General features: G+C 64.3%; 11 protein-coding genes and 1 riboswitch. Of the genes, 6 read left to right on the top strand and 5 right to left on the bottom strand.

What is annotated here, in order from left to right:
* Window position 1 precedes the first annotated feature (1 nt).
* The 4 genes from G6P99_RS44915 to G6P99_RS44900 all read right to left on the bottom strand — a co-directional run bounded on the left by G6P99_RS44915 (window position 2) and on the right by G6P99_RS44900 (window position 3,336).
* The gene (locus G6P99_RS44915) at window positions 2–880 is read right to left on the bottom strand and encodes a branched-chain amino acid ABC transporter permease (RefSeq protein ID WP_029077898.1); all 879 of its coding nucleotides are present in this window, start codon (window positions 878–880) and stop codon (window positions 2–4) included.
* Window positions 881–892: 12 nt separating this feature from the next.
* Window positions 893–1,606, bottom strand: a complete 714-nt coding sequence (locus G6P99_RS44910; RefSeq protein WP_029077897.1) for an ABC transporter ATP-binding protein — start codon at window positions 1,604–1,606, stop codon at window positions 893–895.
* Window positions 1,603–2,400, bottom strand: coding sequence for an ABC transporter ATP-binding protein (locus G6P99_RS44905; protein WP_029077896.1), 798 nt, complete (start codon window positions 2,398–2,400; stop codon window positions 1,603–1,605). Before G6P99_RS44905 ends, G6P99_RS44910 begins: the two co-directional genes overlap by 4 nt.
* Window positions 2,401–2,469: 69 nt before the next feature.
* Window positions 2,470–3,336 carry an IclR family transcriptional regulator gene (locus tag G6P99_RS44900; protein ID WP_029077895.1) on the bottom strand — a complete coding sequence of 289 codons (867 nt, stop codon included), beginning with the start codon at window positions 3,334–3,336 and terminating at the stop codon, window positions 2,470–2,472.
* A gap of 164 nt (window positions 3,337–3,500) precedes the next feature.
* Here G6P99_RS44900 and G6P99_RS44895 point away from each other — a divergent pair, with 164 nt between their 5' ends.
* From G6P99_RS44895 to G6P99_RS44875, 5 genes are all read left to right on the top strand, one after another.
* Window positions 3,501–5,597 carry a 3-hydroxyacyl-CoA dehydrogenase NAD-binding domain-containing protein gene (locus G6P99_RS44895; protein ID WP_165126760.1) on the top strand — a complete coding sequence of 699 codons (2,097 nt, stop codon included), beginning with the start codon at window positions 3,501–3,503 and terminating at the stop codon, window positions 5,595–5,597.
* A 177-nt stretch (window positions 5,598–5,774) separates the two neighbouring features.
* Window positions 5,775–7,463: a dicarboxylate--CoA ligase PimA gene (pimA, locus tag G6P99_RS44890; protein WP_165129204.1), complete on the top strand. Its 1,689-nt coding sequence runs from the start codon at window positions 5,775–5,777 to the stop codon at window positions 7,461–7,463.
* Window positions 7,464–7,681: 218 nt separating this feature from the next.
* Window positions 7,682–8,872, top strand: coding sequence for a pimeloyl-CoA dehydrogenase large subunit (pimC, locus tag G6P99_RS44885; RefSeq protein ID WP_029077892.1), 1,191 nt, complete (start codon window positions 7,682–7,684; stop codon window positions 8,870–8,872).
* A gap of 162 nt (window positions 8,873–9,034) precedes the next feature.
* On the top strand, window positions 9,035–10,180 hold the full coding sequence (pimD, locus tag G6P99_RS44880) for a pimeloyl-CoA dehydrogenase small subunit (RefSeq protein WP_029077891.1): 1,146 nt from the start codon (window positions 9,035–9,037) through the stop codon (window positions 10,178–10,180).
* 104 nt (window positions 10,181–10,284) lie between these two features.
* Window positions 10,285–11,058: an SDR family NAD(P)-dependent oxidoreductase gene (locus tag G6P99_RS44875; protein ID WP_029077890.1), complete on the top strand. Its 774-nt coding sequence runs from the start codon at window positions 10,285–10,287 to the stop codon at window positions 11,056–11,058.
* Between the two features lie 150 nt (window positions 11,059–11,208).
* On the opposite strand, the gene G6P99_RS44870 is transcribed toward G6P99_RS44875, so the two are convergent.
* The gene (locus tag G6P99_RS44870) at window positions 11,209–12,402 is read right to left on the bottom strand and encodes an O-succinylhomoserine sulfhydrylase (RefSeq protein WP_029077889.1); all 1,194 of its coding nucleotides are present in this window, start codon (window positions 12,400–12,402) and stop codon (window positions 11,209–11,211) included.
* 74 nt (window positions 12,403–12,476) lie between these two features.
* Window positions 12,477–12,556, bottom strand: a riboswitch (SAM riboswitch).
* A gap of 170 nt (window positions 12,557–12,726) precedes the next feature.
* On the opposite strand from G6P99_RS44870, the gene G6P99_RS44865 reads away from it, so the two are divergent.
* The gene (locus tag G6P99_RS44865) at window positions 12,727–13,785 is read left to right on the top strand and encodes a 2'-deoxycytidine 5'-triphosphate deaminase (protein ID WP_414645608.1); all 1,059 of its coding nucleotides are present in this window, start codon (window positions 12,727–12,729) and stop codon (window positions 13,783–13,785) included.
* Window positions 13,786–13,809 lie beyond the last annotated feature (24 nt).

The raw sequence follows: 13,809 nt of genomic DNA, 5'->3' as shown, positions 1-13,809 counted from the left end.
ATCAAACTCGCTTCACGATGGCGCGACCGAACAGGCCTGCCGGTTTGACGACCAGGACGACAATGATCAGCGCAAGCGCGATCGGAAGTTTCAGCTCATTGCCGACCCCGGGGATGTAGGTGCCGACGAGGTTCTCGAAGATGCCGACCAGGAAGCCGCCCATCACCGCGCCGAACGGACTGGTCAGGCCGCCGAGCACGGCGGCAGCAAACCCGTAGATCAGCACGCCCAGCATCATGTTCGGCTCGAGGAACACCACCGGCGCGATCATCATGCCGGCGATTGAGCCGATCGCCGCGGCCATGCCCCAGCCCAGCGCGATCATCCACGAGGTGTTGATGCCGACCAGCCGCGCCGATTCCGGCACCGATGCGGCGGCACGCATCGCAAGACCCACCCGGGTGAAGCGGAAAAAGAAGAACAGCAGGAGCAGCATCAAGAGCGTAATGCCGATCATGCCGGCCTGGTGGGTCGAGATCAGCTGGCTGCCGAGGAACGGGGAAGAGCCGAACGGCGTCGGATATTGCTTGATGGTGAAGTCCCAGATCAGGCCGGCGACGCTGTTGATGATCGCATACAGCGCGATAAAACCGGCGACGTTGGTCAGGATCGGCGCCTTCGCCAGCGGCTTGAACAAGAGCCGCTCGATCGCAATGCCGGCGGCGAAGGAAAACGCGACGGTGAGCACGAAAGCGCCCCAATATGGCACGCCCCATTGCATCAGCTGCCAGGAGACGAAAGTCGAGAACATCGCCATTTCGCCCTGGGCGAAATTCAGATGGTCGATGGCCTGGTAGATCATGACCACCGCGAGCGCCATGCAGGCATAGATCGCGCCGGTGGCGATGCCGGCCAGGACCTGGTTGGCAAAAAGCTCCATTGTGCCAGCTCCTCAGTAGCCGAGATAGGATTTGCGGACGTCTTCGTTGTTCGCGATGTCCTTGGCATTGCCCGACATCACGATCCGTCCGGTTTCGATCACATAGGCCTGGTCGGCGAGCTCGAGCGCGAGCTGCGCGTTCTGCTCGACCACCAGGATGGTCACCTTTTCCTCGCGATTGATCTTGCCGAGGATGCGGAACAGGTCGCGCACGATCAGCGGCGCGAGGCCGAATGACGGCTCGTCGAGCAGCATCAGCCGCGGCCGCAGCATCAGCGCGCGCGCCACCGCGAGCATCTGCTGCTCGCCGCCCGACAGCGTGCCTGCCTGCTGGGTGTAGCGTTGCTTCAGCACCGGGAAATGTTCGTACATTCGCTCGATGTCGGAGCCGATGGCCTGCTTGTCCGAGCGGCTGATGGCGCCGAGCTGCAGGTTTTCCTCCACCGTCATGTTGGTGAAGGTGCCGCGGCCCTGCGGCACATGGGCAATCCCGAGGCGGACCACGTTCTCGGTCGAACGGGTGCCGATCGGCTTGCCCTCGAACTCGATCGCGCCGGTCGAGCGCACCATGTTGCAGATCGCCCGCAGCGTGGTGGTCTTGCCGGCGCCGTTGGCGCCGAGCAGCGTGGTCAACGAACCCTCGTTGAGCGAGAAACTGAGGCCGTGCAAGGCCTGGACCTGACCGTAATAGGCGCGCAGGTCCTTGACGTTGAGCATCGCTGTCATTGGTCCTTGCTCCCCAGATAGGCCTTGATGACATCAGGGTCGGCCTGGACCTGGGCCGGCGTGCCTTCGGCAAGCTTGCGGCCGAAATTGAGCGCGACGACGTGGTCGGCGATCGACATCACGAGACCCATGTGATGCTCGACCAGCAACACCGTAATTTTACGGTCGTCGCGGATTTTTCGGATGAGGTCGCCGAGCACGTAGACTTCCTCGTGATTGAGGCCGCCGGCCGGCTCGTCGAGCAGCAGGATCTTCGGATCCGCGGCCAAAGCGCGCGCCAGCTCGACGCGCTTCTGGGTGCCGAACGGAAGTCCCGAGACCACGGTGTGGGCGACGTCCTCGAGATCGAGATAGCCGAGGATGTCGTGCACCTTCTTGTTCATGTCGTGCTCGCCGCGGCGGACCCAGGCGAGGCGCAGCGAGTCGCTGACGATGTCGCTCGAGGTGCGCGCATGCGCGCCGACGCGCACATTGTCGATCACGGACAGGTTGGGGAACAGCGCGACGTTCTGGAAGGTGCGGCCGATACCGATCTCGGCGATCCGGTGCGGCGGGCGCGACAGGATGCTCTTGCCTTCCATCAGGATGTCGCCGGATGACGGCTGGTACAGCCGCGACAGGCAGTTGAACAGCGTCGTCTTGCCGGCGCCGTTCGGCCCGATCAGGCCGAGGATCTGTCCATGACGCATGTCGAACGACACGCCGTTCAACGCGATGATGCCGCCGAACACGACGCTGACGTCGCGAACCGCGAGCAGAGGATCATTCCCCTGCGCGAGCTGTGCCTGCGTCATCTCGTCTCGCCCGCCGTCTTCGAGCGGTGCGAGCGGCCCTGCGATGTGCTTCGCCGGACGTGATGGAGGCTATCTGATCCCCTCGGCCAAACGTGCAACTTTCCCTCCTACTCTGGTCTTTTTGCTTGTTTCTTTTTTGGATTGCGGCGCCATTCCACCGAGCGCCTGCTCGATGTTCCTTACCATCGCGACAAGGCGAGGTCCAATGTCGTTGAGCAATCGATCTTCCGTGAAGCGGAATGCCGGCGCGCCGCAATTGAAAGCATAGGGGCCGGTTCCGTCGTTCAGTTTCAATGCAACGCCGGCCGCGGCGACATCATCCTGCCAGTCGCCGGTGGACAAGGTGAATCCGTGCTTCGCCACCGTCTCGCCGGAGCGCTCGATGCCGTCGCGGATCTTGGCCCAGCGGCTGCCATAGTGATCTCGCAGCTCGCGTAATAAAGCCGCGCGCTCCTCGGGTGGCAATGCCCAAATATAGGCACGCCCCATCGCCGTGGTTGCGATCGGCACCCGCGAGCCGACGTCGAGTTGCACGCCGAGCGCCAGGCCGTTCCGGCTCTGGCCGAAATAGATCATGCTGTGACGGTCGCGGCCGCCGACGGCGACTGCGCCGCCGGTCGCGCGCATCACTTCTTCCCGATAAGGTTCGGACAAATGCCGAACGCCGAGATTGGCGAGCGCGGCGTAGCCGAGTGCCATCGCCGACGGCGCGAGCTGGTACTTCTCGAACTTCGGTACAGGTGTAAGGTATCCCAGCTTGGTCAGCGTGTAGGTCAGGCGGGAAATGGTCGGCTTCGGTAATTTGGTGCGGGCCGCAATCTCCTGATTGCCGAGCAGCCCGTCATTGGGTTGAAATGCACGCAGGACGTCCAGTCCGCGGGAAAGCGCGACAACGAAATTGCGATCGGTCGCTGCTTTTTTTCCGGCGCGCTTCATTCCCTGACCTTGTCATGCTCGTTGACAAGGCTCGTGCTTCAAAATAACCCTCCGTGTCAAGATGTGGAATTAAATTTCGCAGTGCGAAATTGGTCTAATCGTAGCGGCTCAACGCAAGTCGTGCAGCTACTCAACGCAAGAACAAGCATCCAGGGAGAGTCCCGGTGAGTGAAGTCGTCAAGCTCGAACGTCATGACAACATTGCAGTCGTCACGGTTAACAGTCCGCCTGTGAACGCGCTGAGCGCGGCCGTGCGCGGCGGTATCTTCGATGGCATCAAGGCCGCGATCGACGATCCGCAGGTTCAGGGTATCGTGCTGACCTGTGCCGGCCGCACCTTCATCGCCGGCGCCGACATCACCGAATTCGGCAAGCCGCCGAAGCCGCCCGGGCTCGCCGAAGTGCTGAGCCTGATGGAAAGCTCGCCGAAGCCGATCGTTGCCGCGATCCACGGCACCGCGCTCGGCGGCGGTCTCGAGGTCGCACTGGCCTGCCACTATCGCGTCGCCACCAAGGACGCCAAGCTCGGCCTGCCCGAGGTGAAGCTCGGCCTGCTGCCGGGCGCCGGCGGCACCCAGCGGCTGCCGCGCGCAGTCGGTCCCGAGCTCGCGGTCAAGATGATCGTCGGCGGCGACCCGATCAGCGCCGAGGTGGCGCTCAAGAACGGCCTGATCGAGGAGATCGTGGAAGGTCCGGCGTCGGGCGGCGAGGCCTTTGCGCGCAAGCTGGTCGCCGAGAAGCGTCCGCTGCGCAAGCTGCGTGATGACGACTCCAAGCTCGCCGCGGCAAGGGCCGATCGTTCGATCTTCACCAATGCGGTCGCCGCGCTGACCAAGAAGGCGCGTGGCCTCGAGGCGCCGTTCGCTGCCGCCGACGCCGTCGGTGCCGCAATCGACCTGCCGTTCGACGAGGGCCTGAAGAAGGAGCGCGAGGGCTTCCTCAAGCTGATGAACGGCGACCAGTCCAAGGCGCAGCGTTACGCCTTCTTCGCCGAGCGTGAAGCCGCCAAAATCTCCGGTGTTCCCGAGGGCACCAAGGGCCGCAACGTGGCGCGCGTCGCCATCCTCGGCGCCGGTACCATGGGCGGCGGCATCGCGATGTCGTTCGCCAATGCCGGCATCCCGGTCACCCTGGTCGAGACCGGCGAGGAGCAGCTGAAGCGCGGCCTGGGCATCATGCAGAAGAACTATGAGGCGACCGCCGCGCGCGGTGGCATCCCGGCGGACGCGCCCGCCAAGCGCATGGCCTTGATCAGCGGCGTCGTCGGTATCGAGAACGTCGGGGATGCTGACCTGGTTATCGAGGCGGTGTTCGAGACCATGGCGGTCAAGAAGGAAGTGTTCGGCAAGCTCGATCAGTACGCCAAGCCGGGCGCTGTGCTGGCCTCCAACACCTCCTACCTCAACATCGACGAGATCGCGCAATCGACCAAGCGTCCGCAGGACGTGCTCGGCATGCACTTCTTCTCGCCGGCCAACGTCATGAAGCTGTGCGAGATCGTGCGCGCCGACAAGACCGCGCCGGACGCGCTCGTCACCGCCGTCTCGATCGCCCGCAAGATCGCCAAGGTGCCGGCCGTGGTCGGCGTCTGCGACGGCTTCGTCGGCAACCGCATGCTGGCGCAGCGCGGCAAGCAGTCCGAGAAGCTGCTGTTCGAAGGCGCGCTGCCGCAGCGGGTCGACGCCGTGGTGACGAAGTTCGGCATGCCGATGGGCCCGTTCGCGATGGGCGATCTCGCCGGTCTCGATATCGGCTGGCGTTCGCGCAAGGACCGCGGCATCAAGTCGGAGATCGCGGACGCGCTGTGCGAAGCCGGCCGTTTCGGCCAGAAGACCGGCAAGGGCTACTACAAGTATGAGCAGGGTTCGCGCGCGGCCCTGCCCGATCCGGAGGTCGAGAAGTTGATCGACGAAACGCTGTTGCGCCTCGGCCGCAAGAAGCGCGTCGTCAGCGACGACGAGATCCTCGAGCGCATGATGTACCCGATGATCAACGAAGGCGCGAAGATCCTCGCCGAGGGCATCGCGGCGCGGCCGTCCGACATCGACGTGGTCTGGCTCTATGGCTATGGCTGGCCGATCTATCGCGGCGGCCCGATGTTCTGGGCCGACACGGTGGGCCTGAAGCACATCGCCGATCGTCTGGCCTTCTATGCCAAGGAGACCAATGATCCCTCGCTCGAGCCGGCGCCGCTGCTCAAGAAGCTCGCCGACGAGGGCAAGACCTTCGCCTCGCTCGCCGCGGCATCGAAGGCGGCGTGATCGTCTTCGACGACGCGAAGGCGGTGACAGGGTTCCCTCCCCCTTGCGGGGGAGGGTAGGGAGAGGGGTGGCGGCATCGGGACTGCCCGAGTGGTACCCCTTCCCCCAATCCCTCCCCGCAAGGGGGAGGGGAGCCCGCGCGCCGGTGCTCACCTTACGAAAGCGAAGACGTTCATGATTGGTCATCCCGGCGAACAATATTATCCCAACGGCGTGCAGTGGAGCGACGAGATCGCACGCGGCACGCTGCCGGATCTGCTCTCGAATGCGGCCGCGGAGTTCGGCGCGCGTCCGGTGCTCGAATTCCGGGAACGCCAGATCAGCTACAGCGAACTGGAAACCCTGGTCGAGACCGCCGCCGCCGCCTTCATGCGGGCCGGCTACGGCAAGGGCACGTCGGTCGCATTGTTTCTCGGCAACTCGCCCGATCATCCGATCAATTTCTTCGGCGCGCTGAAGGCCGGCGCTCGCGTCGTGCATCTGTCGCCGCTCGACGGCGAGATCGCGCTGTCGCACAAGCTGTCCGATTCAGGCGCGCGCGTGCTGGTCACCAGCAACCTCTCGGCGCTGTTGCCGACCGCGCTGAAATTCCTCGCCAAGGGTCTGCTCGACCGGCTCATCGTTTGCGAGGATGATAATTGGGGCAAGGTCGGCACGCCGCAGACTGCGTTGCCGGACAATCCCGCCATCATCACCCACCGCCAGTTCATCGACGGCGCGACCAGGCCGGCGCAATGGCCCGCGGTCGACGTCGAGGACGTTGCGCTGCTGCAATATACCGGCGGCACCACCGGCCTGCCCAAGGGCGCGATGCTGAGCCACGGCAATCTCACCGCGGCGGTGTCGATCTACGACGTCTGGGGCAAGCCGGGACGGCTGGAACGCAATGCGATCGAACGCGTGATCTGCGTGCTGCCGCTTTTTCATATCTATGCACTGACCGTCGTGCTGCTGTCGGCGATCCGGCGCGGCCATCTGATCTCGCTGCATCAACGCTTCGACGTCGAGGCGGTGATGCGCGACATTGAGGTCAAGCGCGCGACGGTGTTTCCCGGCGTGCCGACGATGTGGATCGCGATCGCCTCGCTTCCCGATCTCGACAAGCGCAATCTCTCCTCGCTCGTGGTCGCCGGCTCCGGCGGAGCGCCGCTGCCGGTCGAAGTCGCTAAGGTCTTCGAGCGCCGGGTCGGCATGAAGCTGAAGAGCGGCTGGGGCATGACCGAAACCTGCTCGCCCGGCACCGGCCACCCGAAGGAAGGACCGGAGAAGCCGGGCTCGATCGGGCTGATGCTGCCCGGCATCGAGATGGACGTGGTGTCGCTGGAGGATTCCACCAGGGTGATGCCGGTCGGCGAGGTCGGCGAAATCCGCATCCGCGGCCCGAACGTCACCAAGGGCTACTGGAACAGGCCCGCGGAAACCGCGGAGGCCTTTGTCGGCGACCGCTTCCTCACCGGCGACATCGGCTACATGGACGCCGACGGCTATTTCTATCTGGTCGATCGCAAGAAGGACATGATCATCTCCGGCGGCTTCAACGTCTATCCGCAGATGATCGAGCAGGCGATCTACACCCATCCTGCCGTGCAGGAAGTGATCGTGATCGGCATCGTTGATGACTACCGCGGCGAAGCGGCAAAAGCCTTCATCAAGCTGCGCGACGGGCAGCCAGCGTTCTCCGTCGACGAGCTGCGCGCGTTCCTCACCGGCAAATTGGGCAAGCACGAACTGCCGGCCGCGGTCGAGTTCGTCGCTGAATTGCCGCGCACCCCGGTTGGCAAGCTGTCGCGCCACGAATTGCGCCAGCAGCAGCCGAAGACATCTCCGTCCAAACCACAACAGCCTGCATCAGGACCCCGGTCATGACGGACGCAGTCATCGCGCCTGTTCGAGGTGTTGTAGTTATTTCGTCGTCCCGGCCAAGCAAAGCGCGAGCCGGGACCCATACGCCGCGGCCCGCGCAAGAGGCACAAGCGGCGGCCGGCTTTGCCAGTTGCGATGGCCGGTGGTTATGGGTCCCTGCTTTCGCAGGGACGACAGCGAGAGAGTTAGAAGGGTAATTCAACTTTCAAAAGGAGGATCCGATGGATCTCGCTTTCACCAAGGAAGAGATAGCGTTTCGCGAGGAGGTGCGGGAGTTCTTCAAGAACAACGTGCCGCCGGAGACAAGGCGCAAGCTGCAGGAAGGCCGCCATCTGTCGAAGGACGAGATGGTGACCTGGTGGCGCATCCTCAACAAGAAGGGCTGGGGCGTCACCCACTGGCCGAAGGAATATGGCGGCACCGGCTGGACCACCGTGCAGCACTACATCTTCAACGAGGAGCTGCAGTCCTATCCGGCGCCGCAGCCGCTCGCCTTCGGCGTCAGCATGGTCGGCCCGGTGATCTACACCTTCGGCAACGAAGCGCAGAAGAAGCAGTATCTGCCGCGCATCGCCAGTGTCGACGACTGGTGGTGCCAGGGCTTTTCGGAGCCGGGCTCGGGTTCGGACCTCGCGTCGCTGAAGACCAAGGCCGAGCGCAAGGGCGACAAGTGGATCATCAACGGCCAGAAGACCTGGACCACGCTGGCCCAGCACGCCGACATGATCTTCTGCCTCTGCCGCACCGACAACAATGCGAAGAAGCAGATGGGCATCTCCTTCATCGTGTTCAGCATGAAGTCGAAGGGCGTCACCGTGCGCCCGATCCAGACCATCGACGGCGGCGTTGAGGTCAACGAAGTGTTCTTCGACGACGTCGAGGTGCCCTATGAAAACCTGATCGGCGAGGAGAACAAGGGCTGGGATTACGCAAAATTCCTGCTCGGCAATGAGCGCACCGGCATCGCCCGGGTCGGCGTATCGAAGGAGCGGCTGCGCCGCATCCGCGCGCTGGCCTCCAAGGTCGAGGCCGGCGGCCGCCCGGTGATCGAGGATCCGGCGTTCCGCGAAAAGCTCACCGCCTGCGAGATCGAACTCAAGGCGCTCGAGCTCACCCAGCTCCGTGTCGTCGCCGACGAGGGCAAGCACGGCAAGGGCAAGCCAAATCCGGCGTCCTCGGTGCTCAAGATCAAGGGCTCCGAAATCCAGCAGACCACGACCGAGCTCCTGATGGAGATCATCGGTCCGTTCGCCGCGCCCTATGACGAGCATGGCGATGCCGGCTCGAACGAGAGCATGGATTGGACCGCGCAGATCGCGCCGAGCTACTTCAACAACCGCAAGGTTTCGATTTACGGCGGCTCCAACGAGATCCAGCGCAACATCATCAGCAAGGCGGTGCTGGGGCTTTAGGCCGCACATTCAGCTGTCGTCCCCCGCCTTGTGCGGGGGACCCAGTACGCCGCGGCAGTCATGGCAGACAACGACTGCCGGCGATTACTGGATCCCCGCATTCGCGGGGGTGACGAGTGGAGATCAGGGCGGACGCCCGCGTGATTTTGGAGAGATGGTAACATGGATTTTGATCTGTCCGAGGAGCAACGGCTTCTCAAGGAAAGCGTCGACGGGCTCCTCAGCGATGCCTACGACTTCGATGCGCGCAAGAAGTACATGAAGGAGAAGGGCGGCTGGAGCAAAGCCCTATGGGGCAAGCTCGCTGAGCAGGGTCTGCTCGGTCTGCCGTTCGCGGAGACCGACGGCGGCTTCGGCGCCGGCGCGGTCGAGACCATGATCGTGATGGAAGCGCTCGGCAAGGCGCTGGTGGTCGAGCCCTATCTCGCCACCGTTGTGGTCGCCGGCGGCTTCCTGCGCCATGGCGGCTCGGCCGAGCAGAAGGCCAAGTACATTCCCGGCATCATCGACGGCAGCAAGACCTTCGGCTTTGCGCAGCTCGAGAAGAACTCGCGTTACGACCTCTTTGACGTCGTGACCACCGCCAAGAAAAAGGGCGACGGCTGGGTGATCGACGGCGAGAAGTTCGTCGTGCTGAACGGCGAGAACGCCGACACGCTGATCGTGACTGCACGCACCAAGGGTGCGCAGCGCGACAAGACCGGCATCGGCGTGTTCCTGGTTCCGGCGGACGCCAAGGGCGTCACCCGGAAGGGCTATCCCACCCAGGACGGCCTGCACGCGGCCGACATCACCTTCACCAATGTCGAGGTCGGTGCGGATGCTGTGATCGGCGATCCCGAGAACGGCCTGCCCCTGATCGAGCGCGTGGCGGACGAAGCCCGCATTGCGCTGTGCGCGGAAGCCGTCGGTGCGATGGATGAGTCGCTGAAGGAGACCGTCGAGTACATCAAGACCCGCAAGCAGTTCGGCGTTGCGATCGGCTCGTTCCAGAGCCTGCAGCACCGCGCCGCCGACATGTTCGTGGCGCTGGAGCAGGCCCGCAGCATGTCGATGTTCGCGACCATGGCGTCTGATTTCGACGATGCCAAGGAGCGTTCGTCCGCGGTCGCGGCCGCCAAGGTGCAGGTCGGCAAATCCTTGAAGTTCGTCGGCCAGCAGTCGATCCAGCTCCATGGCGGCATCGGCATGACCATGGAGGCCAAGATCGGTCACTACTTCAAGCGGCTGACCATGATCGAGAACACGCTCGGTGACACCGACTACCACCTCCGTCGCGTCAGCGAGGGCGGCGGGCTGCTGGGTTGAGATGTCGTTGCCGGGCTTGACCCGGCAACCCATCGCTCTTGAAAAGATGGATGCGCGGGTCAAGCCCGCGCATGACGGGTTTTGTAGACGTCAGGGAAACAACAATGAAAAACACCCCGTTCGATCTCACCGGCCAGGTCGCCGTCGTCACCGGCTCGAGCCGCGGCATCGGCCGCTCCTCGGCTGAACTGCTGGCAAAGCTCGGCGCCAGGGTCGTGATCTCCTCGCGCAAGGCGGATGCCTGCGAGGAAGTCGCCGACGGCATCAAGAAGGCGGGTGGTGACGCGCTCGTGATCCCCTGCAACATCGCGCGCCGCGCGGAGGTCGAGGGGCTGATCTCAGGCACGCTGAAGCACTACGGCAAGATCGACATCCTGGTCTGCAACGCCGCGGTGAATCCCTATTACGGCCCGCTGCTCGACATCACGGACGAGGCCTTCGACAAGATCATGGGCTCCAACGTCAAGAGCAACATCTGGCTTTCCGCGCTGGCGATCCCGCAGATGGCCGAACGGGGCAAGGGCTCGGTCGTGATCATCTCCTCGATCGGCGGCCTGCGCGGCTCGACCGTGATCGGCGCCTACGGCATCTCCAAGGCGGCGGATTTCGCGCTGTGCCGCAGCCTCGCCGGCGAGTGGGGCCCGAAAGGCGTGCGGGTCAATTGCGTGGCGCCGGGCCTGGTGAAGACCGATTTCGCACGCGCGCTGTGGGAGGACCCGGACAATCTGAAGCGCCGCACTGCGTCGACGCCGCTCCGCCGCATCGGCGAGCCCGACGAGATCGCCGGCGCAGTGGCTTACCTTGCCTCCGACGCGTCGACCTTCATGACCGGCCAGACCATTGTGGTCGACGGCGGCGTGACGACGGCGGCGACGTAAGCGGCTTGCTCTCTACAAGATAGAGCTCAAACGTCACACAATCTCGTCATGCCCGGCCTCGTGCCGGGCATCCACGTCTTTGGCGGTTGTTTTGAGCAAGACGTGGATGGCCGGGACAGGCCCGGCCATGACGAGGCTATCGCGCCAGCCTCAAACCTGCTCCAGCGCCCGCACAAAATCTTCGATCAGGTCGTCGGGGTGTTCAAGCCCGGCCGAGAAGCGAATAAAACCTTCGCTGATGCCGAGTTCGGCGCGGGCCTCCGGCGCCAGGCGCTGATGCGTCGTGGTCGCGGGATGCGTCACCAGGCTCTTGGCGTCGCCGAGATTGTTGGAGATGCGCGAGATCTTCAGCGCATTGAGGCAGCGGAAAGCACCGGCCTTGCCGTCCTTCACCTCGAAGCCGACCAGCGTCGAACCGGCGCCCATCTGCTTCTTCACCGTCTCGGCCTGCGGATGATCGGCGCGGCCGGGATAGACCAGCCGCGTGACCTTGGGATGCTGCGCCAGCGCCTCGGCGATCTTCGCCGCGTTTTCGGTCTGGGCGCGGACCCGGACGGCAAGCGTCTCGAGGCCCTTCAGCAGCACCCAGGCGTTGAACGGCGACAGCGACGGGCCGGTCTGGCGCATGAAGTTATGGATGTGCTCGGCGATGAAGGCCTCCGACGACAGGATGATGCCGCCGAGGCAGCGGCCCTGACCGTCGATATGCTTGGTCGCGGAATAGACCACGACGTCGGCGCCGAGCGACAGCGGGTTCTGCCAGATCGGCGTCGCGAACACATTGTCGACGATCAGCCGCGCGCCGCCGCTATGCGCGATCTCAGCGATTGCCGCGATATCGAGCACGTCGAGCGTCGGATTGGTCGGGCTCTCCAGGAAGAAGGTTTTCGTGTTCGGCCGCAACGCGCGCTGCCACTGGTCGAGATCGAGGCCGTCAACCAGCGTCGTCTCGATGCCGTAGCGCGGTAACAAATCCTGCACGACATAGAGGCACGAGCCGAACAGCGCCTTCGACGCCACCACGTGATCGCCGGCCTTCAGCGGCGCGAGGATCGCGGTGGTCACCGCGGCCATCCCGGTAGCGGTCGAGCGCGCGGCTTCCGCGCCCTCGAGCTCGATCATGCGGCGCTCGAACATCGCAATGGTCGGATTGGAGTAGCGCGAATAGATGAAGCCGGGGTCCTGGCCCTTGAAACGCGCCTCGCATTGCTCGGCGCTGTCGTAGACGTAGCCCTGGGTGAGAAACAGCCCTTCCGACGTCTCGCCGAATTGCGAACGCAGCGTGCCGCCATGGACGAGGCGGGTTTCGGGACGGAAGCGGGCGGTAGCTTTGGATTCAGACATGTGACCTCCGAGGTGGCCATTCCCTTGGAAATGGCCACAAAAAAACCGGCCTGGAGAAACCTCCACAAGCCGGGATCACACTGTCCCCGGCCTGTTTAGCGACTTATTTAACGTGGCTGCAAGCCGGCCGGCTCAAATCACCACGGGATAAGTGCAGCTGATATTCCCTCGCGCCCTTTCCGTCAAGACGGTCATCGGATAACCCGTAAAAGCCCATATATTGGGGCTTGATGGCCGCTCAGAGGTTGATTTTGGGCCATCCCGAGGGACCGCGCCGTGTCGTTCACGCTGGAAGAAGAATCCAACGGAATTCTGCCCGACCGCATGATCGCGGAGATGGCGGAGGCCGGCCTCATTCTGCCCGCCTACGACTTTGTCGAGAGCCAGATCCAGCCGGCGAGCCTCGATCTCCGCCTCGGCGACATCGCCTTTCGGGTGCGGGCAAGCTTCCTGCCGGGGCCCGACGCCACCGTCGCCGAGCGGATCGACCAGCTGAAGCTGCACGAAATCGATCTCTCCGACGGCGCAGTGCTGGAGACCAACTGCGTCTACATCGTCCCGCTGCTGGAGAGCCTGGCGCTGCCGCCGGAGATCGTGGCCGCGGCCAACCCGAAGAGCTCGACTGGACGGCTCGACGTCTTCACCCGCGTGATCGCCGACGGCACCCGCCGCTTCGACATGATCGGTGCCGGCTATCACGGCCCGCTCTATGCCGAGATCAGCCCGAAGACGTTTCCGGTGCTGCTGCGCGAGGGCTCGCGGCTCAGCCAAGTCCGCTTCCGGATCGGCGAGGCGACCTTGACGGCCGACGAGCTCGACGCGCTGCACGCCGCTGAGCGGCTGGTCGACGCCGACAATGCCGATCTCACCCACGGCGTTGCACTCTCGGTCGATCTCTCCGGCGAGAGCTCGGGCGGCTTCGTCGGCTATCGCGCCAAGCGCCACACCGGCGTCGTCGATATCGATCGCCGCGGCGGCTACTCGGTCGACGAGTTCTGGGAGCCGATCAAGGCGCGGCCCGACGGCAGCCTCATCCTCGATCCCGGCGAGTTCTACATCCTGGCTTCGAAAGAGGCCGTGCAGGTGCCGCCGGACTACGCCGCGGAGATGGTGCCGTTCGATCCCTTGGTCGGCGAATTCCGTGTCCACTATGCCGGCTTCTTCGATCCCGGCTTCGGCTATGCCGGCGCCGGCGGCAAGGGCGCGCGCGCCGTGCTCGAAGTGCGCTCGCGCGAGGTGCCGTTCATTCTCGAGCATGGCCAGATCGTCGGCCGCCTCGTCTATGAGCGCATGCTCGAGCGCCCCGATGCGCTCTACGGCCAGCGTATCGGCTCGAACTACCAGGCGCAGGGCCTGAAGCTCTCAAAGCATTTTCGCGTGTAATTCCGTAGCCCGGATATCGGGTCG

The organism is Bradyrhizobium sp. 6(2017) (assembly GCF_011058295.2).
Classification (GTDB): Bacteria; Pseudomonadota; Alphaproteobacteria; order Rhizobiales; family Xanthobacteraceae; genus Bradyrhizobium; species Bradyrhizobium septentrionale.
The sequence above is the reverse complement of the archived record's forward strand: the minus strand, read 5'-3'. Positions and strand labels throughout refer to the sequence as shown.

What these genes read in the sequence shown, in the direction of transcription:
- pimC (WP_029077892.1), top strand. Translation starts at nt 7,682, where the DNA reads ATGGATCTCGCTTTCACCAAGGAAGAGATAGCGTTTCGCGAGGAGGTG.
- G6P99_RS44910 (WP_029077897.1), bottom strand. Translation starts at nt 1,606, where the DNA reads ATGACAGCGATGCTCAACGTCAAGGACCTGCGCGCCTATTACGGTCAG.
- G6P99_RS44900 (WP_029077895.1), bottom strand. Translation starts at nt 3,336, where the DNA reads ATGAAGCGCGCCGGAAAAAAAGCAGCGACCGATCGCAATTTCGTTGTC.
- G6P99_RS44865 (WP_414645608.1), top strand. Translation starts at nt 12,727, where the DNA reads ATGATCGCGGAGATGGCGGAGGCCGGCCTCATTCTGCCCGCCTACGAC.
- G6P99_RS44905 (WP_029077896.1), bottom strand. Translation starts at nt 2,400, where the DNA reads ATGACGCAGGCACAGCTCGCGCAGGGGAATGATCCTCTGCTCGCGGTT.
- G6P99_RS44870 (WP_029077889.1), bottom strand. Translation starts at nt 12,402, where the DNA reads ATGTCTGAATCCAAAGCTACCGCCCGCTTCCGTCCCGAAACCCGCCTC.
- pimD (WP_029077891.1), top strand. Translation starts at nt 9,035, where the DNA reads ATGGATTTTGATCTGTCCGAGGAGCAACGGCTTCTCAAGGAAAGCGTC.
- G6P99_RS44915 (WP_029077898.1), bottom strand. Translation starts at nt 880, where the DNA reads ATGGAGCTTTTTGCCAACCAGGTCCTGGCCGGCATCGCCACCGGCGCG.
- G6P99_RS44875 (WP_029077890.1), top strand. Translation starts at nt 10,285, where the DNA reads ATGAAAAACACCCCGTTCGATCTCACCGGCCAGGTCGCCGTCGTCACC.